This is a genomic window from Silvimonas terrae (genome assembly GCF_014202765.1).
Taxonomy (GTDB): Bacteria; Pseudomonadota; Gammaproteobacteria; order Burkholderiales; family Chitinibacteraceae; genus Silvimonas; species Silvimonas terrae.
This window is the reverse complement of sequence record NZ_JACHHN010000002.1, coordinates 130,190-156,279: the sequence shown is the minus strand read 5'-3', so window position 1 is coordinate 156,279 and position 26,090 is coordinate 130,190. Positions and strand designations below refer to the sequence as shown.

The 26,090-nt window shown below is 58.7% G+C and carries 27 protein-coding genes; 8 read left to right on the top strand and 19 right to left on the bottom strand.

What is annotated here, in order from left to right; genetic code table 11:
• Positions 1–108: 108 nt before the first annotated feature.
• Entirely contained in the window at positions 109–1,425 is a 1,317-nt protein-coding gene (locus HNQ50_RS04955; RefSeq protein ID WP_184098231.1) for an anaerobic C4-dicarboxylate transporter family protein, read from the top strand.
• Between the two features lie 358 nt (positions 1,426–1,783).
• Here the strand turns inward: HNQ50_RS04955 and HNQ50_RS04950 are convergent, their stop codons facing one another.
• From HNQ50_RS04950 to leuC, 7 genes are all read right to left on the bottom strand, one after another.
• Entirely contained in the window at positions 1,784–4,099 is a 2,316-nt protein-coding gene (locus HNQ50_RS04950; RefSeq protein ID WP_221303019.1) for a Tex family protein, read from the bottom strand.
• Between the two features lie 486 nt (positions 4,100–4,585).
• A complete protein-coding gene (locus HNQ50_RS04945) occupies positions 4,586–5,458 on the bottom strand; it encodes an Asd/ArgC dimerization domain-containing protein (protein ID WP_184098229.1) in 873 nt (290 codons plus the stop codon).
• A 200-nt stretch (positions 5,459–5,658) separates the two neighbouring features.
• On the bottom strand, positions 5,659–6,726 hold the full coding sequence (gene leuB, locus HNQ50_RS04940; protein WP_184098227.1) for a 3-isopropylmalate dehydrogenase: 1,068 nt from the start codon (positions 6,724–6,726) through the stop codon (positions 5,659–5,661).
• A 93-nt stretch (positions 6,727–6,819) separates the two neighbouring features.
• Entirely contained in the window at positions 6,820–7,554 is a 735-nt protein-coding gene (nagB, locus tag HNQ50_RS04935; protein ID WP_184098225.1) for a glucosamine-6-phosphate deaminase, read from the bottom strand.
• Positions 7,555–7,771: 217 nt separating this feature from the next.
• On the bottom strand, positions 7,772–8,413 hold the full coding sequence (gene leuD, locus HNQ50_RS04930) for a 3-isopropylmalate dehydratase small subunit (RefSeq protein ID WP_184098223.1): 642 nt from the start codon (positions 8,411–8,413) through the stop codon (positions 7,772–7,774).
• Between the two features lie 74 nt (positions 8,414–8,487).
• The gene (locus HNQ50_RS04925; protein ID WP_184098221.1) at positions 8,488–8,607 is read right to left on the bottom strand and encodes an entericidin A/B family lipoprotein; all 120 of its coding nucleotides are present in this window, start codon (positions 8,605–8,607) and stop codon (positions 8,488–8,490) included.
• 51 nt (positions 8,608–8,658) lie between these two features.
• A complete protein-coding gene (leuC, locus tag HNQ50_RS04920; RefSeq protein ID WP_184098219.1) occupies positions 8,659–10,065 on the bottom strand; it encodes a 3-isopropylmalate dehydratase large subunit in 1,407 nt (468 codons plus the stop codon).
• A 181-nt stretch (positions 10,066–10,246) separates the two neighbouring features.
• On the opposite strand from leuC, the gene HNQ50_RS04915 reads away from it, so the two are divergent.
• The 3 genes from HNQ50_RS04915 to HNQ50_RS04905 all read left to right on the top strand — a co-directional run bounded on the left by HNQ50_RS04915 (position 10,247) and on the right by HNQ50_RS04905 (position 11,802).
• A complete protein-coding gene (locus HNQ50_RS04915) occupies positions 10,247–11,020 on the top strand; it encodes a helix-turn-helix transcriptional regulator (protein ID WP_184098218.1) in 774 nt (257 codons plus the stop codon).
• A 72-nt stretch (positions 11,021–11,092) separates the two neighbouring features.
• Complete coding sequence (locus HNQ50_RS04910; protein WP_184098216.1) at positions 11,093–11,527, top strand: ribonuclease domain-containing protein; 435 nt, start codon at positions 11,093–11,095, stop codon at positions 11,525–11,527.
• Positions 11,518–11,802, top strand: coding sequence for a barstar family protein (locus HNQ50_RS04905; protein ID WP_184098214.1), 285 nt, complete (start codon positions 11,518–11,520; stop codon positions 11,800–11,802). Before HNQ50_RS04910 ends, HNQ50_RS04905 begins: the two co-directional genes overlap by 10 nt.
• Before the next feature lie 9 nt (positions 11,803–11,811).
• On the opposite strand, the gene HNQ50_RS04900 is transcribed toward HNQ50_RS04905, so the two are convergent.
• The gene (locus tag HNQ50_RS04900) at positions 11,812–12,594 is read right to left on the bottom strand and encodes a ferritin-like domain-containing protein (RefSeq protein WP_184098212.1); all 783 of its coding nucleotides are present in this window, start codon (positions 12,592–12,594) and stop codon (positions 11,812–11,814) included.
• Between the two features lie 150 nt (positions 12,595–12,744).
• Here HNQ50_RS04900 and HNQ50_RS04895 point away from each other — a divergent pair, with 150 nt between their 5' ends.
• The gene (locus HNQ50_RS04895; protein WP_184098210.1) at positions 12,745–13,068 is read left to right on the top strand and encodes a helix-turn-helix domain-containing protein; all 324 of its coding nucleotides are present in this window, start codon (positions 12,745–12,747) and stop codon (positions 13,066–13,068) included.
• 91 nt (positions 13,069–13,159) lie between these two features.
• Here the strand turns inward: HNQ50_RS04895 and HNQ50_RS04890 are convergent, their stop codons facing one another.
• Together HNQ50_RS04890 and HNQ50_RS04885 are read right to left on the bottom strand one after the other, a co-directional pair.
• Positions 13,160–14,026 (bottom strand): radical SAM protein, encoded by an 867-nt coding sequence (locus HNQ50_RS04890; protein WP_184098208.1) that lies wholly within the window; start codon positions 14,024–14,026, stop codon positions 13,160–13,162.
• Entirely contained in the window at positions 14,019–14,471 is a 453-nt protein-coding gene (locus HNQ50_RS04885; RefSeq protein WP_184098206.1) for a universal stress protein, read from the bottom strand. The genes HNQ50_RS04890 and HNQ50_RS04885 overlap by 8 nt, the downstream gene beginning before the upstream one ends.
• A 122-nt stretch (positions 14,472–14,593) precedes the next feature.
• Here HNQ50_RS04885 and HNQ50_RS04880 point away from each other — a divergent pair, with 122 nt between their 5' ends.
• From HNQ50_RS04880 to HNQ50_RS04870, 3 genes are all read left to right on the top strand, one after another.
• A complete protein-coding gene (locus HNQ50_RS04880) occupies positions 14,594–15,049 on the top strand; it encodes an acyl-CoA thioesterase (RefSeq protein ID WP_184098204.1) in 456 nt (151 codons plus the stop codon).
• Positions 15,046–15,459 (top strand): tellurite resistance TerB family protein, encoded by a 414-nt coding sequence (locus HNQ50_RS04875; RefSeq protein ID WP_184098202.1) that lies wholly within the window; start codon positions 15,046–15,048, stop codon positions 15,457–15,459. Before HNQ50_RS04880 ends, HNQ50_RS04875 begins: the two co-directional genes overlap by 4 nt.
• A gap of 160 nt (positions 15,460–15,619) precedes the next feature.
• On the top strand, positions 15,620–17,422 hold the full coding sequence (locus HNQ50_RS04870) for a methyl-accepting chemotaxis protein (protein ID WP_221303017.1): 1,803 nt from the start codon (positions 15,620–15,622) through the stop codon (positions 17,420–17,422).
• A 334-nt stretch (positions 17,423–17,756) separates the two neighbouring features.
• Here the strand turns inward: HNQ50_RS04870 and HNQ50_RS04865 are convergent, their stop codons facing one another.
• The 9 genes from HNQ50_RS04865 to HNQ50_RS04825 all read right to left on the bottom strand — a co-directional run bounded on the left by HNQ50_RS04865 (position 17,757) and on the right by HNQ50_RS04825 (position 26,043).
• Complete coding sequence (locus tag HNQ50_RS04865) at positions 17,757–18,296, bottom strand: DNA-deoxyinosine glycosylase (RefSeq protein ID WP_308419133.1); 540 nt, start codon at positions 18,294–18,296, stop codon at positions 17,757–17,759.
• Positions 18,297–18,310: 14 nt separating this feature from the next.
• Complete coding sequence (gcvA, locus tag HNQ50_RS04860) at positions 18,311–19,225, bottom strand: transcriptional regulator GcvA (RefSeq protein ID WP_221303016.1); 915 nt, start codon at positions 19,223–19,225, stop codon at positions 18,311–18,313.
• 2 nt (positions 19,226–19,227) lie between these two features.
• On the bottom strand, positions 19,228–20,064 hold the full coding sequence (locus tag HNQ50_RS04855; protein ID WP_221303015.1) for a cupin domain-containing protein: 837 nt from the start codon (positions 20,062–20,064) through the stop codon (positions 19,228–19,230).
• A 22-nt stretch (positions 20,065–20,086) separates the two neighbouring features.
• A complete protein-coding gene (locus tag HNQ50_RS04850; protein ID WP_184098198.1) occupies positions 20,087–20,878 on the bottom strand; it encodes an SDR family NAD(P)-dependent oxidoreductase in 792 nt (263 codons plus the stop codon).
• 283 nt (positions 20,879–21,161) lie between these two features.
• A complete protein-coding gene (locus HNQ50_RS04845) occupies positions 21,162–22,265 on the bottom strand; it encodes a nucleoside hydrolase (RefSeq protein WP_184098196.1) in 1,104 nt (367 codons plus the stop codon).
• Between the two features lie 148 nt (positions 22,266–22,413).
• Positions 22,414–22,821 (bottom strand): D-ribose pyranase, encoded by a 408-nt coding sequence (gene rbsD / locus HNQ50_RS04840; RefSeq protein ID WP_184098195.1) that lies wholly within the window; start codon positions 22,819–22,821, stop codon positions 22,414–22,416.
• Positions 22,818–23,765, bottom strand: a complete 948-nt coding sequence (gene rbsK / locus HNQ50_RS04835) for a ribokinase (RefSeq protein ID WP_308419132.1) — start codon at positions 23,763–23,765, stop codon at positions 22,818–22,820. The genes rbsD and rbsK overlap by 4 nt, the downstream gene beginning before the upstream one ends.
• Before the next feature lie 90 nt (positions 23,766–23,855).
• Positions 23,856–24,860 (bottom strand): LacI family DNA-binding transcriptional regulator, encoded by a 1,005-nt coding sequence (locus HNQ50_RS04830; RefSeq protein ID WP_184098192.1) that lies wholly within the window; start codon positions 24,858–24,860, stop codon positions 23,856–23,858.
• Positions 24,861–25,008: 148 nt separating this feature from the next.
• Positions 25,009–26,043: an ABC transporter permease gene (locus HNQ50_RS04825; RefSeq protein WP_184098190.1), complete on the bottom strand. Its 1,035-nt coding sequence runs from the start codon at positions 26,041–26,043 to the stop codon at positions 25,009–25,011.
• Positions 26,044–26,090: the final 47 nt, after the last annotated feature.

The following is a 26,090-nucleotide window of genomic DNA, read 5'->3' as shown; positions in this document are numbered from 1 at the left end:
ACGACACAATCGGCAGATTTGCACTGATTGCCAATAATGAAGAACGCCGAAGAACAATGCCGTTACCCGATGTGCGTCGTTCAAGCAGGGTTTTTACAGGATTAAACAATGATTGCTTTGCAACTTGCCGTGGTGCTCGCGGCAATTCTGATTGGTGCGCGCCTGGGTGGCGTCGGTCTGGGTGTGATGGGTGGATTGGGCCTGGCTCTGCTGACCTTTGTGTTTCATTTGCGCCCAACCACTGCCCCCATCGATGTGCTGCTGATGATTCTGTCCGTCATTACTGCGGCCGGTTGCCTGCAGGCTGCGGGTGGCATGGACTGGCTGGTCCGCGTGGCTGAACGTCTGCTGCGTCGCAACCCCAAGCGCATCACCCTCTTTGCGCCTTTGGTGACGTACACCTTTACCCTGTTTGCGGGCACCGGCCACGTCGCGTACTCCGTACTGCCAGTGATTGCCGAGGTTGCGCGGGATTCCGGCGTGCGGCCAGAACGCCCGTTGTCGATTGCCGTCATCGCATCGCAGGTGGGCATTACCGCCAGCCCCATTTCAGCCGCAACCGTGACCTTGCTGGCCATGCTGGCACCCTCTGGGGTGGGCCTGAGCCAGATTTTGCTGGTCGCTATTCCGGCAACCTTGCTGGGCGTTTTTGCCGGGGTGCTGGTGGCTGGCCGGCTGGGCGTAGAACTGGCAGATGATCCGGTTTACCTGGCACGGCTGGCCTCCGGCGAAATCTCGCCCAGCCAGCCCCCTGAATCCAGACCCGCATTGCCGCGCTCTGCGGTGACCTCCGTGATTGTGTTCCTGCTTGCCGCGCTGTCGGTCGTGGTGCTGGGTTCTGTGGATAGCCTGCGCCCGCAATGGCAAGTTGGCGGTCAGCTGGTCAAGCTCGATATGCCCACGGCCATTGAAATCATCATGCTGTCTGCTGCCGCGCTGATTTTGCTACTGGGGCGCGTCGATGCCGACAAGGTGGTGCGCGGCAGCGTGTTTCGTGCCGGCGCAGCCGCCGTCATTGGCATCTTTGGTATTGCGTGGATGGGCGACACTTTTATCCAGGCCAATATGGCGTTGTTCTCGGCCGAGATCAAAACCATCATTACCGAGGTGCCATGGCTGTTTGCGCTGGCCTTGTTTGTGATGTCCATTCTGCTGTACTCGCAGGCGGCGACCATCCGCGCGCTGATGCCCTTAGGTATCGCACTGGGTTTACCCGCCCCCGCGCTGATTGCCATGTTCCCCAGCGAGAATGGCTATTTCTTCATCCCCAATTACCCCACGGTCATTGCCGCCATCAACTTTGACCAGACCGGAACCACCCGAATTGGTCGCTGGTTGCTCAACCACAGTTTCATGCTGCCAGGGCTGGCGTGTTCGGTGGTCAGCGTTGCCGCCGGCTTCGGACTGGTCAAGCTGGTGTTCTGAGTTGTACGGTCAGACTGGCAGGAGCGCGCTTTCAGACACGCCTGATTAACCCAAGGGCATAAGCACTGCATCCTCGCGCGATGCATCTCTACAGCCCCTCACTCAACGGAGCACTCCTGCCCCAAACCACCCAGGTTGCTACGGCACCGGACGCACTGCGTCGTGCCCTGGGCCAGGGTTGGCATACGCCCTTATGGCATCTGACCCAACCTGCGCGGACACGTCGTGCCATGGGCATCGAATACCAAGACTCAGCCAGCGGACCGCCTCCGACCCTGGACGTCCATGTCTGAAACAACAACGCCGGCATCAAGCCGGCGTTGTTGTTGGTACCGCACGAGACAGAACCGATCTCAACTCACTTGCGCAGTTTGAGCCCGGCCAGCGCTGCGGCCATCGCGTTCTGCGCCTCTGGCTGCCGTTGCATCACTTTGCGCTCGCCCTTGCTCATGCTCTGTGCGGCCACACCGGCATCCGGTTTCTGCCGGCTGTCCTCGTTCAGGCGCATGGTCAGCGCAATACGTTTGCGCTTCACATCCACCTCTTGCACCTTCACCTTGACCACATCACCCGCTTTCACCACTTCACGCGGGTCTTTGATGAACTTGTGGCTCATGGCAGAGATATGCACCAGGCCATCCTGATGCACACCGATATCCACAAACGCCCCAAATGCGGCAACGTTGGTGACCACGCCTTCCAGGATCATGTCGACTTTAAGGTCGCCAATCGCTTCAACGCCCTCGGCAAAACTGGCCGTCTTGAATTCGGGACGTGGGTCGCGCCCTGGTTTTTCCAGTTCGGCCAGAATGTCTTTCACCGTCGGCAGACCAAAGTGCTCATCCGTAAAGTCAGCCGCATTCAGTTTCTTGAGGAAACCGCCGTCGCCCATCAGGCTGGTGACCTCTTTCTGCACCTTGGCGATGATCTTTTCCACCACCGGATAGGCTTCCGGGTGAACCGCGGAACGGTCCAGCGGGTTGTCGCCCCCCATCACACGCAAGAAGCCGGCAGCTTGCTCAAAGGTCTTCTCACCCAGACGTGGCACCTTGAGCAATTGCTTGCGGTTCTGGAACGCGCCATTGGCATCGCGGTAATTGACGATCTGGGCGGCCAGCGTACTGTTCAGGCCAGAAATACGCGTCAACAGCGCCACCGACGCCATATTCACGTCTACCCCAACCGCGTTCACGCAGTCTTCCACGACGGCGTCCAGCGAACGCATCAGATCAAGCTGGTTCACGTCGTGCTGATACTGGCCCACGCCAATCGATTTGGGATCAATCTTGACCAGCTCCGCCAGCGGGTCTTGCAACCGACGCGCAATCGATACCGCACCACGCAGCGAGACATCCAGCTCCGGAAACTCTTTGGCTGCCAGCTCAGAGGCCGAATACACGGACGCACCTGCCTCTGACACCACCAGCTTGGTCATTTGCAGTTCCGGGTACTTTTTGATCAGTTCAATGGCCAGCTTGTCGGTTTCACGGCTGGCGGTGCCATTACCAATGGCAATGAGCTCCACCTTGTGTTTGGCCGCCAGCGCCGCGCAAATGGCGATGGATTGATCCCATTGGTTACGCGGTTCATGCGGGTAAATGGTGGCGGTATCCAGCAACTTGCCGGTGGCGTCGACCACCGCGACTTTGCAGCCGGTGCGCAAACCGGGGTCCAGACCCATGGTCGCGCGCGGACCGGCCGGGGCCGCCAGCAACAAGTCTTTGAGGTTGGTGGCGAACACCTTGATCGCTTCGGCTTCGGCTTTCTCCCGCAACTGGTTAATCAGTTCGGATTCCAGATTGAGCGCGATGCGGGCACGCCAGGTCAGGCGCACCGTGTCTTGCAGCCACTTGTCTGCCGGACGCCCCAGATTCTCGATGCCAAAGCGACGGGCAATTTTCAGTTCGCATACACCCGGGCCGGTCGGCTTGACGGTGTCATCCAGTTCTTCCGGCAGCGGCAATGCCAGCGTCAGAATCCCTTCGTTACGTGCACGCAGTACCGCCAGTGCGCGGTGCGACGGCACATCACGCCACGGTTCATCGTATTCAAAGTAATCAGAGAACTTGGCACCCTCTTCTTCCTTACCTTCGACAACACGCGTCTTGATATGCGCCTTGCCCGCCACGTGCTCACGCAACTGGCCCACCAGTTCCGGGTCTTCGGCAAACTGCTCCATCAGGATAGCGCGCGCGCCATCCAGCGCGGCCTTGGTATCGGCCACGCCTTTGCCTTCATCAACAAAGCTGGCGGCGATGCTTTCCGGATTCTGGGTTGGATCGCTCAGCAAACCTTGCGCCAGCGGCTCCAGACCCGCCTCTTTGGCAATCTGCGCGCGGGTGCGGCGCTTGGGCTTGTACGGCAGATACAAGTCTTCGAGGCGCTGTTTGTTATCGGCATCCAGAAATTGCGCTTTCAGTTCCGGCGTAAGTTTGCCTTGTTCCTCAACACTGGATATCACCGCACCGCGGCGTTCTTCCAGTTCACGCAGATAACGCAGGCGCACTTCCAGGTTACGCAACTGAGTGTCATCCAGACCACCTGTCACTTCTTTACGATAACGGGCAATAAACGGCACGGTCGCACCTTCGTCCAGCAGCTGGACGGCAGACGCCACTTGCGCCTCGCGGCAGACGAGTTCGGTTGCAAGGCGGGAATGAATACTGGGCAGCATGCAGCGGGAATTCCTGAATACAGTTGAATTGAAAGCCAGGATGGCTGGCAACACGGTGGATTGTCGCTTCGCGCCGAATCCACCCTACGCGATTTATGTATTTGGCTCTTGCCAGTAACCAGGCCGTTTCGACCCCGCTGGATTCCCGCCTTCGCGGGAATGACGAGGCAGAGGAGTACGAGTACAGCGCATTTAGCTTTTGCCGTTGATTTGCGGGGTGGCGGTTGCCGTGGTTTTTGACTTTCCTCCCCCATTAAAGCCAAGCGCCGAAGGAGGATAGGAGACCTTAGGCTCCCGACCGACTGAGGGAAGCCCGGAGGGCCGCCCGGCTGGGGTCGCCTTTCTTTGCTTACTTTCTTTGGCAAAGCAAAGAAAGTAAGGTGCTCCCGCCACCGCGGGTATCAAATGCCTTTCAACCCCGCGCCGAAGGCGCTAACACAAGCCACGACAACAGCGCACCACCCCCACCCGCCAAAGCAGACGATTTTACGCCGACAACAACTCCGCGACGACAGCCAGTGCGCCCAGACGAGCGTTATCCACCACCGCCCACAGCGTCACGGTCTTACCATCCTCACTCACATCTACGTTGCTGATCCACACCAGATCAGCACCAATCACGTCTTGCGGCGTGGCGACGCCAGACGGGCCTTCCACATCCAGCACAAACAGGCCCGGATTGGCGCGCAAAGCGGTAATGACCGCCTCACGCGTGGTGTCCTGGATCAGGCGGATCGACAGCGTGGCGCCATGACCAAAGAACAGCGGTGCCTGAATACGTTGCACGCTATCGAGCAGCGGCGCCCCCAGTTGCTGGTTCACCACATTGCGGATGCTTTCGGACTGCGCGTGCGGCAGCGGAAACAGGTTGAATGCCAGACGCTTGGGAAACGCGCCATTTTCAATCTCTTCATTGGCATACAAGGCGCGGGTTTGCCTGGAGAGCGTTTCCACGCCAGTCTGACCCTGGGCCGAAGCCGACTCCAGCAAGGTGGCATGGGCGCGGGCAATCGACAACCCGGTCAGCGCCGACAACGGGCGCGACAACACGGCAAACGCCGCCAGCGGTGCGGTGGCATCCAGCATGCGGCAGCCCGCAGCTTTGGCGGCGGGGGCGTACTTCTTTAATTCTTCGCGACTACCGGCAAACACAGCCACTTGTGCGGCCGACCAGTCAAATTCATCCACTTCCAGCACCGGGTAGTCTTCACCGCGGAACGATACCAGCGAGCCTTCATCCGCCACAGCCAGCGCGTAGATTTCGTTCACGGATACGGCGCTTTCGGCCAGGACTTCCAGCAAGGTGGTACCAAAGGGGCCATGAGCGCCAAGAATGGCGAGCGACAACGGTGCGGACATGATGATTTCTCCAGGGCGACAGGCAGACAGACTGACGGCGCGTGATAACACGCCATCCGGGTCGCGCGCCCTTTCCGTGCGGCCCGATCAGTATTGAGTCTGCTCATGATTGAATTCGGATTGTGTTGCAGCCCTTCTCAGGCGCACCACAAAACAAAACAGGGCGCATCTGCACCCTGTTTTGCGAGCAATCGCGTATTTTACAACGCGGCAACCACGGCGTCGCCCATTTCCGAGCAAGACACCTTGCGGGTGCCCTCTTCATAGATGTCGCCCGTGCGCAGACCGTCGGCCAATACCTTCTTCACCGCGTTTTCAATACGGGTGGCGGCGGCCTCATCATTCAGGCTGTAACGCACCAGCATGGCCAGCGAGAGAATTGTCGCCAGCGGGTTAGCCAGGTTCTTGCCGGCGATATCCGGGGCAGAACCATGGCTGGGTTCGTACAAACCCTTCTTGTTCTGGTCCAGCGAAGCGGACGGCAGCATGCCAATGGAACCGGTCAGCATGGAGGCTTCATCAGACAGGATGTCACCAAAGATATTACCGGTCACCATCACGTCAAACTGCTTGGGATTACGCACCAGTTGCATGGCGGCGTTATCGACGTACATGTGGGTCAACTGGACGTCCGGGTACTCTTTGGCCACCTCTGTGACGATTTCTTTCCAGAACTCGGTGGTTTCCAGCACGTTGGCCTTATCGACCGAACACAGCTTCTTGTTACGCTTTTGCGCAGCCTGGAACGCCACATGGGCGATACGGCGGATTTCGCTCTCCGCGTAGCGCATGGTGTTGAAACCCTCACGCTCGCCGGCCTCGTTGACGTGCACGCCGCGTGGCTGACCAAAGTAAATATCGCCCGTCAGTTCACGCACGATCAGGATATCCAGGCCAGAGACCACCTCCGGCTTGAGCGTGGAGGCATTGGCCAGTTCCGGGTACAAAATGGCCGGACGCAGGTTGGCAAACAGATTCAGATCCTTGCGGATGGCCAGCAAACCGCGCTCCGGACGCAGCGGGCGATCCAGCGTGTCGTATTGCGGGCCGCCCACGGCGCCCAGCAGTACGGCATCGGCTTCGCGCGCCAGCTTTTGCGTGAACTCCGGGTACGGCGAGCCGTACTGGTCATACGCGGCACCACCGAGCGGGGCTTCGGTGGTTTCAACCGCCAGACCGTCTTTGCGCAGCACGTCGAGTACACGACGGGCCTGGGCAATGATTTCGGGACCAATGCCATCACCGGGCAGAATCAGAATCTTCTTCATGCTTTGTTTTCACCAAAAATAAAAAAGCCCGGCTTGCCCGACAGGTCAATGCTTGACCAGCCGTGCTCACACCGGGCTCGATTTTGAAAAAAATCAGCTGTGCGAGAGCTTGTAGTTCACGTCGCAATCGGTCAGCACGATCACGCGCGGGTGCGTTTGCAACAGGGTTGCCGGCACTTGCGTGGTAATCGGGCCATTGAGCGTGCGATCGAGGATCTCGGCTTTTTCCTGGCCCTTGACCACCAGCAGGATGGACTTGGCGTGCAGGATAGAGCCCATACCCATGGTCACTGCGTGGGTCGGTACTTCATCGAGCGAATTGAAGAAGCGCTTGTTGGCTTCGCGAGTATCTTCCTTGAGCGTTACCTTGTGGGTAAAGCGCGAAAGCGTGGTATCCGGCTCGTTAAAACCAATATGGCCGTTATGGCCAATGCCCAGCAGTTGCATATCCACCGGGCCTTGCTGATACAGCGCTTCGTCGTAACGACGGCATTCGGCTTCGATATCGGCCGCATTGCCGTTGGGCACATGCGTGTTTTTGAGGTCGATATCAATATGGTCGAACAGGTTGCGCTGCATGAAACTGCGGTAAGACTCCGGATGCGTGACCGCCAGGCCCACGTACTCATCCAGGTTGAACGTGCGTACTTCCTTGAAACTGATCAAGCCTTGTTTGTAGCTCTTGACCATTTCCTGGTACAGACCGACCGGCGAGCCACCGGTCGCCATACCGAGGACCGCATTAGGGCGGCCACGGACAACGGACATCATCAGATCGGCCGCAACGCGGTCGAGCTCAGCCTGGTTCTTGAACTTGTGAAGAATCATGGTTTCGTTTCCCCGTACTTATTTTTTAATCAGAATGTGATACCTGAAGCACGAACTATAGCAACTACCAGCAAGTGGCGCTGCCGTCGGCTAATAATACCGCCATTCTGACTTACGCGACGGCCAGAACGGCCACCACGCAGCGTTTCAGGCAATCCAGGTCAACAAACCGGCCCGGATTGCCTTGGGGAAACAATAGCGCTAACGCTTCATCCGCTCAGGCGTTAAACAGCCAGGGCTGGGATGCACGGTGGCGCGCTTCAAACGCCTTGATTTCATCTGCGTGCTGCAATGTCAGGCCGATTTCATCCAGGCCCTCCAGCAAACAATGCTTGCGGTGACCGGTGATATCAAAGCCGAACGACTTACCCGATGGCGTCGTCACGGTTTGCGCGGCCAGATCGACATTGAGGCGATAACCTTCCGCCGCTTGCGTCTCCTGGAACAACAGGTCTACTGCCTCTGCGGGCAACACAATCGGCAGCACGCCGTTCTTGTAGCAGTTGTTAAAGAAGATATCGGCAAAACTGGGGGCAATCACGACCCGAAAGCCGTAGTCATCCAGCGCCCACGGCGCGTGCTCACGCGAAGAACCGCAGCCAAAGTTATCGCGCGCCAGCAGCACTTGCGCTCCGGCATAACGCGGGAAATTGAGCACGAACTCCGGGTTGACCTGACGGACGCTGTTGTCCATACCCGGTTCGCCGTGATCCAGATAACGCCACTCGTCAAACAGGTTCGGACCAAAGCCGGAACGCTTGATCGACTTGAGAAACTGCTTGGGAATAATGGCGTCCGTATCCACGTTGGCCCGGTCGAGCGGGCAAACGAGGCCGTTCAATTGTGTAAAAGCTTTCATGGCGTAAGTCCTTTTAGACAGAACGCCCGACAAAACCAGCGCGGCAGCGCCAGCGCAGTTTCGTCAGCCGTTCTTTACTTGCCTTGAATCTTTTCACCCACTTTTTGCACGTCCTCACCAAAGCCATGCACGGTATTACAACCGGCCAGCAACAACAGGGACAGCATCAGCAACGAGGCAAACAGTGTTTTCATGGGTGCAAAGACTCCGCAAGTTTCATAGATTCAACAAGCCGGGCGCGAGGCTCAGGCAAAGTTGCGGATGTCGACAAAGTGTCCGGCAATAGCAGCGGCGGCTGCCATTTCGGGGCTCACGAGGTGGGTGCGACCACCCTGCCCCTGCCGCCCTTCAAAGTTGCGGTTAGAGGTAGAGGCACAACGCTCACCCGGTTCCAGACGATCCGCGTTCATTGCCAGGCACATGGAACAACCCGGCTCACGCCATTCAAAGCCGGCCTCGATGAAAATTTTGTCGAGGCCTTCTGCTTCAGCCTGCCTTTTTACCAGACCGGAACCGGGCACGACCATAGCCAGCTTCACATTCGCAGCCTTTTTGTGACCTTTGGCGACAGCGGCGGCAGCGCGCAAATCTTCGATCCGCGAATTGGTACAGGAGCCAATGAATACCTTGTCGATCTGGATCTGGTCGATCGGGGTATCGGCCTGCAGACCCATGTACTGCAACGCCCGCTCCAGGCTACCGCGCTTGACCGGATCAGCCTCATTGGCCGGATTGGGGACCGCGCCGCGCACATTGGTCACCTGCTCAGGCGATGTGCCCCAGGTCACTTGCGGCTCAATCTCGGTGGCATTGAGTTCAACCACCTTGTCAAACTGCGCGCCTTCGTCGGAAACCAGCGTTTTCCAGTAGGTCACGGCTTGCTCCCACTGCTCACCCTTGGGCGCGTAGGTGCGATCCTTGAGGTAATCCACGGTTTTCTGGTCCACCGCCACCATGCCCGCACGAGCGCCGGCTTCAATCGCCATATTGCACAGGGTCATACGGCCTTCCATCGACAAACTGCGGATGGCAGAACCACCAAACTCAACCGCGTAGCCCGTACCCCCTGCCGTACCGATCTTGCCAATGATGGCCAGTGCAACATCCTTACCGGTCACACCACGGCCCAATTCACCCTCTACCTTCACCAGCATGGCTTTGGATTTCTTGGCGGTCAGTGTTTGGGTTGCCAGCACGTGCTCGACTTCAGACGTACCAATACCATGCGCCAGCGCGCCAAAGGCGCCGTGGGTAGAGGTATGGCTATCACCGCACACCACCGTCATGCCGGGCAGCGTGGCGCCGTTTTCCGGACCAACCACGTGCACGATGCCTTGACGCAGATCCTTGAACGGAAAATACGCCAGCGCACCAAAATGCTTGATGTTGGCATCCAGCGTCTCGACCTGCAGTCGCGAGATCGGGTCCTTGATGCCTTCGTCCCAATGGTCTGTCGGGGTATTGTGGTCGGCAGTCGCCACCACGGAATCGACACGCCAGGGCTTGCGGCCGGCAAGGTTAAGCCCCTCAAACGCCTGCGGGCTGGTGACTTCATGCACCAGGTGGCGGTCGATATAGATCAGACAGGTGCCGTCTTCTGACTCATGCACCACGTGGGACTGCCAGAGTTTGTCGTAAAGCGTCTGTGCCATGTGTTTCATCCCGGTTGGGCCGCACCGTTTTTCCGCTGCGGAGTGGTTGTGGTCACGGGCCGCAGAGTCACGCCCGTTACCGCTTTAACTTGTTTACGGGGTACAGCTTAGGCGCAAGATTTTGTGCTAACAAGGCAGGCGTTTATACTGGTATAAATACTAACTGGTAACAGGATGAGCAATGTCTATCCGCCGCAAGGAACTGGGTGAGTTCCTGACCGCCATGCGCCAGAAATGCGAGCCTGCCGCGTTTGGTTTTCCGCTGGGGCAACGCCGCCGCACGCAAGGCCTGCGGCGGGAAGAAGTCGCCCAACTGGCCGACATCAGCCCCACCTGGTACACCTGGATTGAACAGGGGCGGGAAATCAGCGTATCGGGCAAGGCGCTGCACCGCCTGGCGCTGGCCTTGCGCCTGGATAAAACCCAGCGTGCCTATCTGTTTGAGCTGGCGGGCCAGCGTGATTTGCAACCCGCTGCCGCCGAAGAAGAAATCGCCCCCGCCTTCCTGCAACGCATCGTCGACGACTTTGCCATGCCCGCCTATGTCATGGGTCGTTACTGGGATGTCCTGGCGTGGAACAACGCCGCCGCACACCTCTTTGGTGACTGGCTGGCCCCCGACACGGCGCCCAACATGTTGCGCTTTGTGTTTGCCAACCCGCACGCCCGCACGCTTGTGGAGGACTGGGAAACCCGCGCCCAGCGCATCGTGGCGGAGTTCCGGGCGGATAGTCGTGATCAGGTCGATGACCCGGCCATGTTGCAACTGGTAGACAGCCTGCATCAATCCAGCCCGGAGTTTGCCACTTACTGGAAACGCTACGACGTACTGGAGCGCCACGGCGGCCTGCGCGGCTTTAACCATCCGCAACGCGGGCATCTGACCTTTAGCCAGGTCACCTTCCAGTTGGTCGACCAGGCCGATCTGAAACTGGTGTTGCTGACGTCAGCATGACAGGGTGCACAGCCGCTTTGACCCGGCCCGACGACATGCACATAATCAAGCGTCTCATCGGTGGAGTCCTCCATGCGTCTTGTTGCCCTGATTTGCCTTGCCACCCTTACCCTGCCCGCGCTGGCTGCCCCCACCTGCCAACAGGTGGTCACCGAACTGAATCAGCGCATCAAGCCAAGGGTGGATGCCAACCAGCTTGCCGCCACGCTGACGGCGCTGGGTCAGACCGGCCGGCTGCCCGACGCCTATATCAACAAACGCGGGGCGCAAAACGCCGGCTGGCAACCAGGCAGCGATCTATGGCGAACACTGCCGGGCAAATCCATCGGCGGCGATCGCTTTGGCAACTATGAAAACCGTTTGCCCAAGGGTCAGTACAAAGAAGCTGATCTGGATTATCGTGGCGGCAAACGCGGTGCAAAACGGCTGATTTTCAGCAACGACGGCCATCGCTATGTCACCGTCGACCACTATCAAACCTTTACCGAGGTGCCGCCATGTCAGTAAAAAAAGCCCGGCAAGTCACACTCAGTCAGGTACACACGCTGGACGATGTGTACGATCAGTTCGCCGCTCAACTGGCCCTGCCCGAGTATTTTGGCCGCAACCTGGACGCACTGTATGACGCCCTGACCGGCGACGTTACCGGCCCGTTGCGCATCGTCTGGCAGGATGCCGGCGCGGCGGCCCAGTCCATGGGCAAGAAGCACTACGCGGCGGTGATTGAGGTCTTTAACGACGTGGGCGAAGAACGCGACGATCTGGAAGTCGTCATCAGTTGATCGGCCAGCTTAGGTACTCAAGCTAGCCAGCAAATCCAGCTCTTCCTGGGTAAACCCGGCCGCAATGCGTGCCGGGTGATTCATCGGCCCACCAAACGGCGTGACGTACTCGCGGTACAAGTCGATGAAATGTGCCACCGGTTCAACCCCGCGCTGCACACAACACCAGCGGTACCAGCGGTTGCCGATTTGAACGTGACCGATTTCGTCGCGCAAGATGATGGCAAGGATATCCATGGCGCGGGTGTCACCCACATCCCGCATGCGCGCCTGAATACCCGGCGTGACATCCAGCCCGCGCGCTTCCAGCACCCGGGGCACCAACGCCATCCGGATCAACACGTCGTGGTCCGTCCGCAAGGCCATCTCCCACAGGCCGTTGTGCGCCGGAAAATCCCCGTAGTCAAAACCCAGTTCCTGCAGATACTCGCGCAGTAGCGTGAAGTGATACGCCTCTTCCTGCGCCACCTTCAGCCAGTCCTCGTAATACGCCAGCGGCATGTCCCGAAAACGATAGATCGCGTCCAGCGCCAGGTTCACCGCGTTGAATTCGATATGGGCCAGGGCATGGAGCAAAGCGGCGCGTCCTTCCGGCGTACCCAAGCCGCGTTTGGGGACATCCCGCGGCATCACCAGCACCGGTTTTTCTGGCCGGCCCGGCGCGGACAAACGTACCGCTGCCGGCGCTGACGGCGGGACTTCGGCCCCTGTCAGAAACCGGGTTAATGCGACTTTTTCTGCCGGATCGAAGGCGCGCAAAGCACGTTCTACGGCGACAAGGAAATCAGACATTTCTTATAATTTTCAATAAGTTCGAATCAACAAACCGTGATTAATCACAAAGAAAAATCAGGAATAGTCACGTATTCCTATTGGCATATGACGATAAGATGACGTCATAGTTTTTTAGCCATCCAGCATGGCAATACAAGGAGGCCTACCATGGCGAATACAGTTGTTAACCCACGGGAAGTCCGCCGCCAGCTCGGAATGAATCAGCAAGAATTCTGGAGCAAGATCGGCGTAACCCAAAGTGGCGGTTCCCGCTACGAAAGCGGCCGTAACATGCCGCGGCCGGTTCGCGAACTTTTGCGAGTCGTCCATATTGAGCAGATCAACCTGGAAGAACTGACCCGGGAAGATTTTCAGGTAATGCGCTACCTGCGCGAACACAAGCCTGAACTGCTCGATACCTTGCGCGCCGCAGCACGCGAACGCGACAAGCATCAAACCCGTTTTACCATGGCCGGCGCACTGGCCCGTTAAACGCCCCGGGGCCGTTCTGGCCCCTGAGCGGCTGACAAAATTGAACCCGGCACGCCAGCAAGGCGCATCCAGGACCATTTTGTCAGTCGCTCTAGATGCTTAGTTTGACCTCAAGACCCTGAGCCGAAATCTGTTCGGCCAGGGTCTTCATCCATTCAACGGGCGCAGCACGCAAACGCGGCGCTTCTGGCTGCATGGACGGGCGAGCCAGCCCATACAACAGCACGCCTTTCAAACCCGGCGCTTGTGCTTTCAACTCTCCCGCAAACGCCACATAGGCAGCGACCTCTTCTGCATCAGGCAGCGCCCCATCCAGTTCAAACATACAGGTCTGCAGCCAGGTAGCGCAGCGTGCGCTGGCGGCAATCAGATGGCGGACAACGGCCGCACGATTCAATTGCACCTGGTTGACCTGGGCAAAGCCGTCTTGCGGCGCACGGTCTACCTTGAACCACAACTCACCATTGATACGCCCCATTTGCGCCACGACGTCCTGGACCTCCGGCTTGTATAACTGACTGCCATTGGTGATCAGCACGATCTTGATCTGGCCCAGCAGGCCAAATGCCTGCAACTGGCGCTCCACAATCGCCAACGCGTGACCAAACTCCGGGCTCATGGTGGGCTCGCCATTGCCGGAAAACGCCACGTCGTTGAGGCGGCGCAGTTCTGGCGGCACACGCTCCTGCATGAAGTCGCCATCGACAATCTGATGAAGCATGGTGGCCAGTTGGTCCTCCAGTTGCAGCAGATCAATCGGTGGCGGCCCACCACGTTTGAGATCTGGCACCTGGCAGTACAGGCAACGCCAGTTACAGGCGTTGTTCGGGTTCAGATTGATGCCAATGGACACGCCGCCAGCGCGGCGGGATACCACCGGGTAAACATAAGTAAAGCCTGCGCTGTCGCGGGAGTGGTCAGACACCCGCAACACGCGCACCGGAAAACCATCAGCCATGTGCCTGGGCTCTCACCAGCAAAGTCGGAATACGCGTATGCCGCATGACGCCTTCTGCCACACTCCCCAGCAACAGGTGTGTCAAGCCGCTGTAGCCATGGGTGCCCATGACAATCACATCGGCATTCCATTCAGCGGCGTCGTCCACAATGGCGCGCGCGAGGTTGCCACCCCAGGCTTCCAGCAAGCCTGACTCGCAATTGACGTTTTGCTGTTTCAGGGCATCCGCGTATTTGACGAGGAGCTGCTCACCACTCTTGCGCAAGGAATCTTGAAGTTGAGGCACATCAAGAAATTCGTTTGCACTCCACGCAAATTGCGCCAGATCAATAACATGCACCAACCGAACGACGGCCTTCTGATCTATTGCAAGACGAATGGACTCACGCAATGCTGCGGCGCTGGTGTCACTATCATCAACCGGAACAAGAATGCGCTGATACATATAACCTCCCATTGCTGTTGTGCGGCTTCATATCAGAAGTCTAGCAGATCGGCGTTAGCCGGTTGCGGGGACCAGGGCATCCGCATACACTCGTTTGGCATGTAAATTTTGCAGCTTTTGAGATGACCAGAATCAAACTCACGCCACCTGAACAAATTGATCTGACTGTGGAACTGGATATTCGGGTCACAGATCTGAATTACGGTGCCCACCTGGGCAATATGGAACTGTTGGGCATGCTGCACGAGGCGCGGGTGAAATATCTGGCGCATTACGGAAATACCGAATTGGGGGATGCCAACACCCCGGGCATCATCCTTAATGACGTTGCCATGACGTTTCACAGCGAAGGGTTTCTGGGTGAACGCCTTGCGATTGCCATGACTGCCGCTGAACCGTGGCGGGCAGGCTATGTTCTTTACTATGTGGTGCACGCCGTCAAAGACGGCATGTCGCCACGACTGGTTGCAACAGCGCGGACCGGTATTGCGTTCTTTGACTACACTTCACGCAAACTACAGAACATGCCCAAGGCATGGTCAGACCGGCTCAATATCGACAGGACTAAAACAACATGAAAAAGTACCCGAACAATAGCGCCGAAGCGATGGCCCGCATTCTGGTCATGCAAATGATGTGCGATGGCAACTTTGACCCCGCCGAAATCGACGAACTGGAACACCTGCGCGTCTACGAGGCACTGGGCATTAGCCGCAAAGCGTTTATCCAGGTTTTCCAGGAATACTGTGACGACGTGTCCGATGACGCGTCCGAGGACGGCAATATCCGCCTGGTCGACCGTGAACGCATCGACCAGTTGCTCGATACCGTGGACGACCAGCGCAAGCGCCTGATGCTGGCTGCCATTGCGCTTGGTATCGCCAAGTCTGACAACGATTTTTCCAACGTCGAACTGGCCGTGTTCCGTCACATGCTCAAGCACTGGCGGCTGAATCTGGAAGACCTGCAAACCGCTTTCGCAGCCTGATGGACCAACCCGGCCGCGCAGGCCGGGTGTACTGCACACGATCTGCATCCAGCCTGAATCAAGTTGGCGTTACCGATAGATTCAACAGTCAGGCTGGATCGTAATATCAAATAAAATAAAGAGTCTGCACCAAGCCAGATTCATGACTGGGGAGTCCGCTATGCAGTGGTGGAACGATTTTCACGCCGCGCTTGAGCGATCTTTGCTGCAAACGCTTACCCGCAAGTTCGCTTTTCTGTATTTGTTGTTGGCTGCACCGCTAGTTCTTTTGCTGGTGACCAGCCTTGCCAGCAATCAACTGGCCGACACCGCCCACAATCTGGGACTTGCCCCAACCGCCATTGCCCGCCTGACGGCCAGTTTCGATAGCGTCTACCTCTGGGCCTGGATTCTGACTTTTCTGTCTGCGGTGTTCATCACCGTGCAAGTGGTGTATTTCCGCTTCTGGATTGCCCGTCCGGTGCTGGCGATTTCCAAAGTGCTGAATGATGTGGCTGGTGGCGAAGGGGATCTCTCCCGCGATGTGCCCGTGATCACGACTGACGAAATTGCCGCGCTGGCGGGTGCCTGTAACCGGTTTTTGGCCAAGCAGCGCGAAATCATTGCCAGTGTGCAGACCATGACCGTGGGCATTGCGCTGGAAGCCGCGCGCTCCATGAAGAGCATCAGTGACTCGGCCCAGTCGGCCCATCAGCAAGATGCGCTGGCACAAAAGGTGGTTGCTGCCAGCGACAGCACGACCGTGGGCATTAACGATGTGTCACATCGCACGCAGGAGATTTCCGGCTCGACCACGCACAACCTTGATATGGCGCGCGCCTCTTATGCGGAGTTGCAGGACGTCACCGCCCGTATTCACGCCATCAGCCTGCGGATGTCCAGCTTCAACGAAACCGTGGACGGCCTGAACCAGCGTTCGTCCAGCATCAAGGCCATTGTGGATCTGATCAAGGAAATTTCGGGGCAGACCAACCTGCTGGCCCTGAATGCCGCCATTGAAGCCGCCCGCGCTGGCGAAGCAGGCCGGGGCTTTGCCGTGGTGGCCGATGAGGTGCGCAAACTGGCGGAAAAAGTGGGGGTAGCGACCGACGATATCTCGCAGGATATCGACAACATGCTGGGCGAAGTCGCCCACACCCGCGAAGAAACCCACGTGATTACGCAAGATGCGCAACTGACCCGTTCGGTAGTGGAAAAAGCCTCTGGCCAGTTCCAGCGCATGATGGCGGACTTTGAAGCCACCTCCAGCGCGCTGGTTGGCATTGCCGCCACACTGGAAGAATTCACCGAAGCCAATAATGTGGTGAATGCCAATGTGTCCGAGATTCACCAGCTCTCGCTCAATGTCAACGAGCGTATGGCACGCTCGGCCGAGTCTTCGCAAGGGCTGGCGCGTGCTGCCGAGCAAGTGCAAGCACTGATCGGCCGCTTCACCGTGGGTCAGGGCCATCTGGATGCCAATATCCAGAAAGCCAGCAAGGCGCGTGACGAAGTACAGGCAAAGATTGAAGCCATGGCCCGCCAGGGCGTCAATGTGTTTGACCAGTCCTATCAGCAAGTTCCTGGCAGTGCCCCGGCCAAGTACAAAACCAGCTATGACAATCGCTTTGAAACCGAAATCCAGCCCATTTACGACCAACTGGCGCGCAGTGCGGCCGGCGGCAAGTTTGTACTGGCGGTCGATACCAACGGTTATGGCCCAACGCACAACAGTTGGTATTCCAAAGCGGCCACCGGCGACAAGGCCACAGACCTCGTCAATAGTCGCGACAAGCGTATTTTCAACGACCCGGCCGGCCTGCGCGCTGCGCGCAATACGCAGCGCTTTTTACTGCAAACTTATGTTCGCGACACGGGTGAAATCATGACGGAACTGGATGTACCCATCATTGTGAATGGCCGTCATTGGGGTGGATTGCGCCTGGGTTTTGATGCCAGCCAGATGCTGGGCGACAAGGCCTGACCCGCTGCCAGCCCGACCAAACACAAACGCCACCATGAATCATTCATGGTGGCGTTCTGCTTTGGGCAGCCGTCGCCGCCCTTCCCCCTGTGGCCCGCTTAGAGGTTGATCTTGCGAGTCACATATTGATAACGATGTTGCAGCATCAGTTCGCCGGTTTGTTGCAGCCACTGGATCAATGTACGCATGATGTTCTCCGTTCATTAAGTAGTTTTGTTACGTACATAATGCGCGAACAACAAAAACAAAACTACGTAAAACTCACATCTTGCTGCGTCAATTATTCACATGGCATCTCGCCAGCCGCACTCGCCCATGCCGGCGAACCTAAGTATTACAGCGCCGCAGAGATTGCGTGCCATGCATCCAGCTTCTGTGCAAACGCTAGCGTATATGCCGGGCTGGACGATGGCAGATCAAACAGCTGCAGCCCGCCCACGCCTTGCAGTTGTTTGCGACCAATACGTGCTGCGGTACCGCCATTGAACGCCACCGCGCGCAGCGCCGGGGCGGTGGCAATCAGTTCGGTGAGCGCGTTGTGCGAATGATTGCGAATAGCCGCGTCCAGACTGCCTTTGCGCTCTGCCTCGGCAATCACATCCCACAGGCCAATGCCATGCGCCAGCAAACTGGCAAGACGCTGCTCATAACCTTGGGCACGCAAGTCGACCTTGATCACTGCACCCAATAACTCCCACAAGCGATTCTGCGGATGGGCGTAATACTGCTGCTGCGCCAGCGAAGCTTCACCGGGCAGGCTGCCGAGTACCAGCAAACAAGTGTGCTCGTTGATCACGGGTGGAAAGCAGCGTTTGAGATCCATGTCGATCCGGTCAGGCGGGTGGGTGGGTGGGTAGAAAGTATCATCAGACACTCTGGCACTGGACCTCAGCGGTTCTGCCCGGCCTGTGCCAGCAACCAGTCACGAAAAGCCGAGACTTTATCCAGATTGCCGCACTCTGGCCGGTACACAATGTAATACGCGCTGCCGACCGGGCTGCGCTGCTCGCCAAAGGGCCGGATCAATCTACCGGCGGCCAGGTCTTCTTGCACCATGACACTGCGGCCCAGTGCGAGGCCCTTGCCCTCTAGCGCCGCTTGTACCACTGCCGCCGCATTGTTGATGCGCAAACCGTGCTCGGCCGGCACCTGCCCAAAACCGGCCTCATCCAGCCAACGCCGCCAGGTGGGATACGCCGGGTCCGCCGTCATGGAAACATCATGCAGCAAAGCACTTTTTGCCAGGGCCTCCGCGCTGAGCGTGCCGTTTTCCAGCAAGGGATAATGCGGTGCGCAGACCGGGTAGATCGATTCTTCCATCAGCAAGATTGCGGTCAGACCGGGCCATTTACCAGCGCCATAACGCACGCCGATATCGATGCGTTCTGTCAGAAAATCAACGGTTCTGGGGCTGGTATCCAGCAATACGTCCAACTGCGGGTGGGCAGTTTGAAAGTCATCGATCCGCGGCAGCAGCCATTTAGCGGCAAAAGCCGGGCTCACCGTCACGGTAAGGCACGCATGAGCACGCGCATCTTTGAGCCGGGCCAGCCCCACGGTCAGCCGCGCAAACCCTTCCTGGATATCTGGCAAGGCGGCGCGCGCCGCATCGCTCAAGATCATGCGGTGACTGCCGCTACTGGCCCGGTTGAACAGCGTAATACCCAGCCATGCTTCCAGCGTGCGGACCTGTTGCCCGACGGCGGCAGACGTTACGTTGAGTTCCGCCGCGGCTCCTGCAAAGCTTTGATGGCGGGCGGTAGCCTCAAAGGCACGCAGGGCATTGAGATAAGCAAGCGACATGATCAACCCTGATCGGGCTTGGTGGCTGGAGCCACCGGGGGTGGCGGCAGATGAGGCAGATGCCCGGTTTTTGCCCAGAGCCACACCCCTTCTTCACCGGCAATGCCCTCCAGCGTTGCGCCACAGGGCAAGCGGAGCCACGAAAGCGCTGTTAATGTTTCGCGCCCCACTTGGCAATTGCCTTGCAAGACCAGCCATTCGCCGCCCTCCGGAACGGTTTCCACAATGCGCTGACCCGGTGGCCAGAATACCAGGGAAACACGTTCGTGCCCGGCATGGTGCACCGGCCAGAGGTGTTGCGCAGCGGGTGATGCGGCGGGCGGCCAAACCGGCAGCCGCATCACCACGCCTTGCCGATCCGCCGGGTCAAACTGCCATAAACGGACCAATAACAGGCAACCGGTGCGGGTATAGGGGCTGTGCCGCGTACCAGGCGGGTTCCTGAACCAGGTGCCTGCCGGGTAATCGCCGTGTTCATCGCTGAATGTCCCGCGTATTACCAGGATTTCTTCACCGCCGGTGTGTTCATGCGCATGAAAACGGCTTTCCGGGGCATAACGTACCAACGACGTCGCCTGGGCGATCTCATCACCAATCCGGAACAACGGGCGGCGCGTAACGCCAGCGTGTGAAGTTGCACGCCAGGCATCTGCCGTGGCGTGCTCAATGGCCCGTAGGGCGAGATCTGCGTTGATGTTCATCCAGTTCTTCCTGCCCTGAAGTTGCGCCGCACTGGCTGCGGCAATCAGTACAGTATACGGGTCTTGCCCACGGCCTTTGAGCCTGGCCCCATCTCGCAGGATGAGCTGCTGGCCCAACAGCCGGGCAGTGGCACGCATTGCCCTGCCCCGCGCCCAGTCATTACGCCAGGTTACGGCCTGCCATCACGCCGCCATCGACATCCCATACCGCGCCAGTCACCCAAGCGGCTTTGTCAGATAACAAGAATGCCACCACTTCGGCCACATCCCGTGGCGTGCCTACGCGGCCAATCGGGTGGAAACGGTTAAATCCTTGCAAGGCACTGTGGACATCCGCCTTGGGAATAAACCCTTCGTAGATGGGTGTTTGCACCACGGCAGGCGAAACCGCATTCACGCGGATGCCCTTGCCAGCCAGTTCCATGGCCAGGTGTTGCGTTAGCGAATGCAAACCGGCCTTGGCCATGGAGTATGCGGAAGACGGCGTCGCTTCAATGGCCTGTCTGGCCCACATCGAGCCGATATTGACAATGGCCCCCGCCTTGCCCGCAGCCACCAGGCTCCTGGCCACGGCCTGCGTCACAAAGAAAAATGCCCTGTTCAAGGCCATGTACTGGTCGTAATCTGCTGCGCCATGTTCCAGAAACGGCTTGGGGAAAAACACGCCCGCCGCATTGACCAGCAGATCGATATCCCGATGATCCTGCTCCAGCGTGGCGATCAACGCTTTTACGCCGGATTCGCTAGTCAGGTCTGCGCTCAGCGCTGTGACCGAACCCGTTGTGGCAATTTGCGCCAGCGTGGTCTGAGCATCGCGCACTTTGTCGGCACGATGACCAACCACCACCACATTCCCGCCAGCACTGGCGATCAGTTTGGCGCTTTCAAGGCCCATGCCGCTGGTGCCGCCGACCACAAGCAATTTACGGCCGGCAAATGTCTGGGTAGTCATGATAGTTTCCTTTCTTTGTTAATGCGGTCTCTGGCTGACGGGGTTCATGTCACATGGTTTTTCTTTTCATGAAACCAGTGGCAATGCATTACCCCGCCGCAGATGACTCCGCTCAAGTGGATGATGTGAGCGTATTTTTTCCGACCAGCCGCATGCCGACAAATCAGAATATCTGCGCATAACAAAAAGAAAATCTTTGCCTCACAAGCGACGCCCAACAAAAAGCCCCTGACCAGCAAAGCTGGAGAGGGGCGACGACACCGTTGGCAAGCCTGGTGGATGCTTAAAACGCGGGCAAAGTGACCGGCACCGGGCGCGTCAACAGGTCGATGTACTGGGCCAGAAAGCGCGTGTTATCAAACTGGCTGACATAGCGGATTTTGCGCACAGAACCACCGGCAATGGGTGCGGTAGTACTGGCTGTCACCTGCCCTTGCTGCTCGCCAGGCGTGGTGTTGATCGAGAGCCAGGCATCCGTGGTCTGGGTGGCCAGGGTGGGGTCAAGTAACCAGGCGATCGTCAGCGTGTCGAAGATATGCGCGTCCGGACCAAGGAACTGGGCGTTTTCTGTGTCGTAGATTTGCGTGACCACGGTCTGTTTGGCCGGGTTATGGGCAATGGCGTCAAACGTGGCTTGATCCAGCGGCACGGTGTCGGTTACATCCAGCGGGATGACCGACTGCGGGATATCCAGACGCAGGATTTCCGACACGGCCACCGGGTCAAACCACCAGTTCATTTCCGCGACCGCGTTAGCGTTGCCCGGCACGTTGATATTGCCGCCCATATACACAATGGCTTTAATCAGCGGCGCAATCTCCGGCGCCTTGCGCAGGGCAATGGCCAGGTTGGTAGGCGGGCCGACCTCCAGAATCGTCACTTCATGCGGGTGCGCCTTGATGGCAGCAATCATGAAGTCAGATGCATTCTGGCTACGCAAGGTGTTACTGGTGGCAAAGCCATCCGGCGGGGCGATCAGGTCTGCCGGACTTTGCGGCTGCGGGAACATCCACGAGCCAAACCAGCCATTGGGGTTGGCCGCTATCTGCGCCTGAATACTGGCCGCATCATAGGCCAGCGCGTAATTCGCCCCGCTATACACGCCAATTTGACTGGCAACGCCCATGCGTTCTGCGGCTTTGAGCGCATCGCTTTGTTCTTGCAGCAACCAGCCGTTCCCACTCTCGACGGTCAGGCCCAGCACGTTGACTTTGCCTTGCGCCATCAACTGGGTGGCCATGACAAACAGCTGGCCATCGTCACCCATGGTGTTGAAATCAGAGTCGATAATTATTTTGGGTGCGGCACCGCCACCCTCATCATTCCCCGCACAAGCTGCAAGCAAAGCGGTACTCAGCAGAATCAGTGAAATCACTGTCTTTTTCATGTTTTTCCTCAGTGTTTTGGTCAGAAGCAATGCGTAACCGACCCCGCCAGGAAACCCATTGCGGGTTTCGGCGTGCCGGGACTTTCAGACTTCAGAAGGACTACTGCGGAACTGCTAACTTACCTGGCGTGGCGGGGAAGAAGAACAATCAGAACGTGACGCCCGCCACCAGCATCACATTTGCATAAGGCGTGCATTCACCCGTGCGGATAAACGCGCGGGCGTGGTGGGTCATGCCTTTGAGCGCATCATGGCTGACCACCTGACGCTCGCCCGTCAGGCTGGCAGACTGGTTCAACGCGGTCAGCGGCGCCAGTTGGCCGTCCAGCATTTCTTGTGCCACCACATGAGACTGGACTTGCATTTCGCTCAACACCACTTCCAGCACCTGAGCAAAGGTGGGCGTGCCGGCGGTCAGTGCCAGATCAATGATCTCTACGTCTGGCGCGTGCAGCGGTGTGGGCATGCCCGCATCGGCAATCAGGATCATGTCACCATGGCCCAACGCGGCAATCACGCGGGAGACGGCGCTGTTAAGCAGCCTGGTTTTCTTCATGCTTGTGACTCCACTTCATGCAGATACGGAATAGAGGGTTGCGCGCCCGCGCGGGTAACCGAAATGGCCGCCGCACGCTGCCCCAGCAAGATGGCGTCATGCACCGTGGCGCCGCGTGCCAGTGCCGCAGCAAAACCACCGGCAAAGGTATCGCCCGCTGCCGTGGTATCAACGGCTTTGACCGGCGTACCCGGGTAGTGCACGGTGTCCTCCCCCGTCAGCGACACCAGCCCGCGTGAACCCAGCGTAATCAACACATTGCGCGCACCCATGGCACGCAGGCGTTGCGCGGCAATGCACGCGTCTTGCGGCGAGTCGACGGGAATACCAGACAGCGTGGCCGCTTCGATCTCGTTGGGGATCAGGTAGTCCGCCTCGGCCAGCCACGCCACCGGCAAGGGCGCACTGACCGGCGCGGGGTTCAGCACCGTTACTTTGCCCAGACGTCGGGCGCTTTGCAGCGCGGCAAATACCGTGTCATGCGGGACTTCCAGTTGGCACACCACGACGTCTGCGGCACGAATCAGCGCTTCATGCTGGCTGATGGCCGCCGGCGTCACCGTGCCGTTGGCGCCCGGAATAATCAGAATGGCGTTCTGGCTGGCGTCATCCACAATAATCATGGCCACACCCGTTGCCACATTCGCCACCGTGGCAACACCGCTGCCATCAATGCCTTCGGCGGCAAGGCCGGCGCGCAAGATATCGCCATAGCTATCCGCACCGGTCGCACCGATCATCGCCACCTTTGCACCCAGCCGTGCGGCTGCAACCGCCTGATTACCACCCTTGCCGCCGGCAATGGTGGCAAAGGTGGTGCCAGACAGGGTCTCGCCCGGCTTGGGCAGGCGGGGGGCACGCCCCACCAAGTCCATATTCAGGCTACCGACGATCAGCACATGACCCTGGGTTTGTTCTTCTTTACTGCTGTTGACTGCGTTCACTGCCTTGTTTCCTGTATGTCTGCCGCGCATGGCGGTGTGTACTGCCGTTTTTGTTATCTGCGTTGCAATGGTTGATATTCTTGGTATTCGCTACTCAACCAGCGGCGCGGTGGATTCACGCAGCGTCAGTTGGGGTGCGACGATCTGCCGCCGGGGCGTGCCGGTGGCCATGCCGGAGATCCGGTCCAGCAGCAATTGCGCGGCTTGTTCGCCTAACTGCGGGATCGACTGGCCCACGGTGGATAGCGCCGGGTAGACATAGCGGGAGAGCTCAATGTCATCAAAGCCGATTACCGAGCAATCTTGTGGCACCCGGATGCCCCGCTCTGCCGCTGCGCGCAACACACCAATGCCCATCATGTCATTACCGGCAAAAATGGCCGTCGGCATCAGATTGGCAAACAGCCGCGAAGCCGCGTAATAACCACCGGGGCTGGAAAAATCACTTTCCACCACCGCCTCGGCGGGCACCGGTACACCGGCTTCTCCCATCGCCCGGCGGAACCCCGCCACCCGCAAAGTACCTACAGCCATGGACGACGGGCCGCTGATGCAGCCGATGCGCCGATGCCCCAGTGCCAGCAAGTGCTGGGTGGCGACATAGGCACCGGCCTCATGATCGATCTCGACCAGATCTGCCGCGACGCCTTCGACTTCCCGGTCGACGATCACCACTGGCACGTGGTTATCGACCAGACCTTCCATCAACGAGTAGTTATCCCCGGCCGACGCAATCACCAGGCCATCAATGCGTTTTTCCCGCAGCGCCCGCAGGTAGTTGCGTTGTTTTTCCGGGTCATCATCCGAATTGCACAGAAACACGCAATAACCGTTGCGCTCGCACCGCGTTTCAATGCCACGCGCCAGTTCTGCAAAGTACGGGTTGGTGCTGTTGGGCACCAACAGCCCGATGGTCGACGTCGCCCGCACCTTGAGCGAGCGCGCCACGCCAGAGGGCACGTAGTTGAGCTGGCGGATGGCATGTTCCACTTTTTCGCGCGCTGTCCGGCTGACCGGGCGCGTCCGGTTGACCACGTGCGATACCGTGGTGAACGACACGCCAGCCAGTGCAGCGACGTCTTTGATGGTGGCCATAAGTAGATCCGGCGTTCCTGGTTAATCAAATTACTGCACGGCTGAGAAAACCCAGCGTAGCGGTGCTGACAAGGCGTGCGAATGAAGACAGTACGTGTGAATACGGCAAATGAGCACAACGCAGTCAGCAGGGTTTTATCAGCCGGGCTCAGGCGCGTTTTTTGGCACGGTTGCTGCGATACGTATCCAACACCACGGCCACCACAATCACCGCACCGGTAATGATGCGTTTGGTCGGCTCATTGGCCCCGATCTGCGCCAGGCCTGCAGCCAGCACGGAGATAATCAACACCCCAAAGAAGGTGGCGATGACCGAACCACGGCCCCCCATCAAGCTGGTGCCACCAATCACCACGGCGGCAATCACTTGCAACTCCAGCCCCTGACCGGCATTCGGGTCAGCGGCCTCCAGCCGGGAAATCTGGAACAGCGCGGCCAGCCCGGACAACAAACCCATCAGCGCAAACACGGCCAGTTTGTAGGGCTTGGGGTTGATACCGGCAAGGCGAACCGCCTCTTCGTTGGTGCCGATGCCCACCAGATAGCGACCAAACACAGTACGGGTCAGCACCAGTTGGGCCACGATCATGACGGCCAGCGCAATCAGGAACGCAGGTGAAATCCCCAGCGCAATCGGGTTGGACAACCAGTCAAACTGCGCGCCAATGTAAGCCGTGCGGGAATTGGTCAACTGGTACGCCAGGCCCCGGGCAATTTCCAGCACGCCCAAAGACACAATGAAAGAGGGAATGCGCCAGGCCACCGTGACCGTACCGGTCAGACCACCGGCCACCGCCGCCACCGCCATGCCCATGAAGGCCGAAGACCACGGCCCCATCTGCCACTTGAGCGCGGCCACGCTGACCACCGATGCCGCCAGCGCCAGTACGGACCCCACCGAGAGGTCAATCCCGGCAATGATCAGGATGAAGGTCATACCCACCGCCATGACCACCAGATCCGGAATCTGGTTGGCAATCAGGCTGAAGGTGTCGTAGGTAAAAAAGTGCGAACTGAGCACGGAAAACAGCGCGATCATGGCCAGCAGCGCGCCGGCCAGACCCAGGTAAGTACTCAAGCCCCGCAGGATGCCGTTGCTGGTCTTGCCAGGTAACGCGGTGGTTGGCGCGGCGGCCGGCGCGGGTGCGTCCGGGGCGACGGCATTGGTTTGCTGATCTGTCATTTTAATCCACTCCTGTTGCCGCCCTTCGCATGAGGGCGGTCAATATC

What these genes read in the sequence shown, in the direction of transcription:
- HNQ50_RS04955 (WP_184098231.1), top strand. Translation starts at nt 109, where the DNA reads ATGATTGCTTTGCAACTTGCCGTGGTGCTCGCGGCAATTCTGATTGGT.
- HNQ50_RS04950 (WP_221303019.1), bottom strand. Translation starts at nt 4,099, where the DNA reads ATGCTGCCCAGTATTCATTCCCGCCTTGCAACCGAACTCGTCTGCCGC.
- HNQ50_RS04945 (WP_184098229.1), bottom strand. Translation starts at nt 5,458, where the DNA reads ATGTCCGCACCGTTGTCGCTCGCCATTCTTGGCGCTCATGGCCCCTTT.
- leuB (WP_184098227.1), bottom strand. Translation starts at nt 6,726, where the DNA reads ATGAAGAAGATTCTGATTCTGCCCGGTGATGGCATTGGTCCCGAAATC.
- nagB (WP_184098225.1), bottom strand. Translation starts at nt 7,554, where the DNA reads ATGATTCTTCACAAGTTCAAGAACCAGGCTGAGCTCGACCGCGTTGCG.
- leuD (WP_184098223.1), bottom strand. Translation starts at nt 8,413, where the DNA reads ATGAAAGCTTTTACACAATTGAACGGCCTCGTTTGCCCGCTCGACCGG.
- HNQ50_RS04925 (WP_184098221.1), bottom strand. Translation starts at nt 8,607, where the DNA reads ATGAAAACACTGTTTGCCTCGTTGCTGATGCTGTCCCTGTTGTTGCTG.
- leuC (WP_184098219.1), bottom strand. Translation starts at nt 10,065, where the DNA reads ATGGCACAGACGCTTTACGACAAACTCTGGCAGTCCCACGTGGTGCAT.
- HNQ50_RS04915 (WP_184098218.1), top strand. Translation starts at nt 10,247, where the DNA reads ATGTCTATCCGCCGCAAGGAACTGGGTGAGTTCCTGACCGCCATGCGC.
- HNQ50_RS04910 (WP_184098216.1), top strand. Translation starts at nt 11,093, where the DNA reads ATGCGTCTTGTTGCCCTGATTTGCCTTGCCACCCTTACCCTGCCCGCG.
- HNQ50_RS04905 (WP_184098214.1), top strand. Translation starts at nt 11,518, where the DNA reads ATGTCAGTAAAAAAAGCCCGGCAAGTCACACTCAGTCAGGTACACACG.
- HNQ50_RS04900 (WP_184098212.1), bottom strand. Translation starts at nt 12,594, where the DNA reads ATGTCTGATTTCCTTGTCGCCGTAGAACGTGCTTTGCGCGCCTTCGAT.
- HNQ50_RS04895 (WP_184098210.1), top strand. Translation starts at nt 12,745, where the DNA reads ATGGCGAATACAGTTGTTAACCCACGGGAAGTCCGCCGCCAGCTCGGA.
- HNQ50_RS04890 (WP_184098208.1), bottom strand. Translation starts at nt 14,026, where the DNA reads ATGGCTGATGGTTTTCCGGTGCGCGTGTTGCGGGTGTCTGACCACTCC.
- HNQ50_RS04885 (WP_184098206.1), bottom strand. Translation starts at nt 14,471, where the DNA reads ATGTATCAGCGCATTCTTGTTCCGGTTGATGATAGTGACACCAGCGCC.
- HNQ50_RS04880 (WP_184098204.1), top strand. Translation starts at nt 14,594, where the DNA reads ATGACCAGAATCAAACTCACGCCACCTGAACAAATTGATCTGACTGTG.
- HNQ50_RS04875 (WP_184098202.1), top strand. Translation starts at nt 15,046, where the DNA reads ATGAAAAAGTACCCGAACAATAGCGCCGAAGCGATGGCCCGCATTCTG.
- HNQ50_RS04870 (WP_221303017.1), top strand. Translation starts at nt 15,620, where the DNA reads ATGCAGTGGTGGAACGATTTTCACGCCGCGCTTGAGCGATCTTTGCTG.
- gcvA (WP_221303016.1), bottom strand. Translation starts at nt 19,225, where the DNA reads ATGTCGCTTGCTTATCTCAATGCCCTGCGTGCCTTTGAGGCTACCGCC.
- HNQ50_RS04855 (WP_221303015.1), bottom strand. Translation starts at nt 20,064, where the DNA reads ATGCGTGCCACTGCCCGGCTGTTGGGCCAGCAGCTCATCCTGCGAGAT.
- HNQ50_RS04850 (WP_184098198.1), bottom strand. Translation starts at nt 20,878, where the DNA reads ATGACTACCCAGACATTTGCCGGCCGTAAATTGCTTGTGGTCGGCGGC.
- HNQ50_RS04845 (WP_184098196.1), bottom strand. Translation starts at nt 22,265, where the DNA reads ATGAAAAAGACAGTGATTTCACTGATTCTGCTGAGTACCGCTTTGCTT.
- rbsD (WP_184098195.1), bottom strand. Translation starts at nt 22,821, where the DNA reads ATGAAGAAAACCAGGCTGCTTAACAGCGCCGTCTCCCGCGTGATTGCC.
- HNQ50_RS04830 (WP_184098192.1), bottom strand. Translation starts at nt 24,860, where the DNA reads ATGGCCACCATCAAAGACGTCGCTGCACTGGCTGGCGTGTCGTTCACC.
- HNQ50_RS04825 (WP_184098190.1), bottom strand. Translation starts at nt 26,043, where the DNA reads ATGACAGATCAGCAAACCAATGCCGTCGCCCCGGACGCACCCGCGCCG.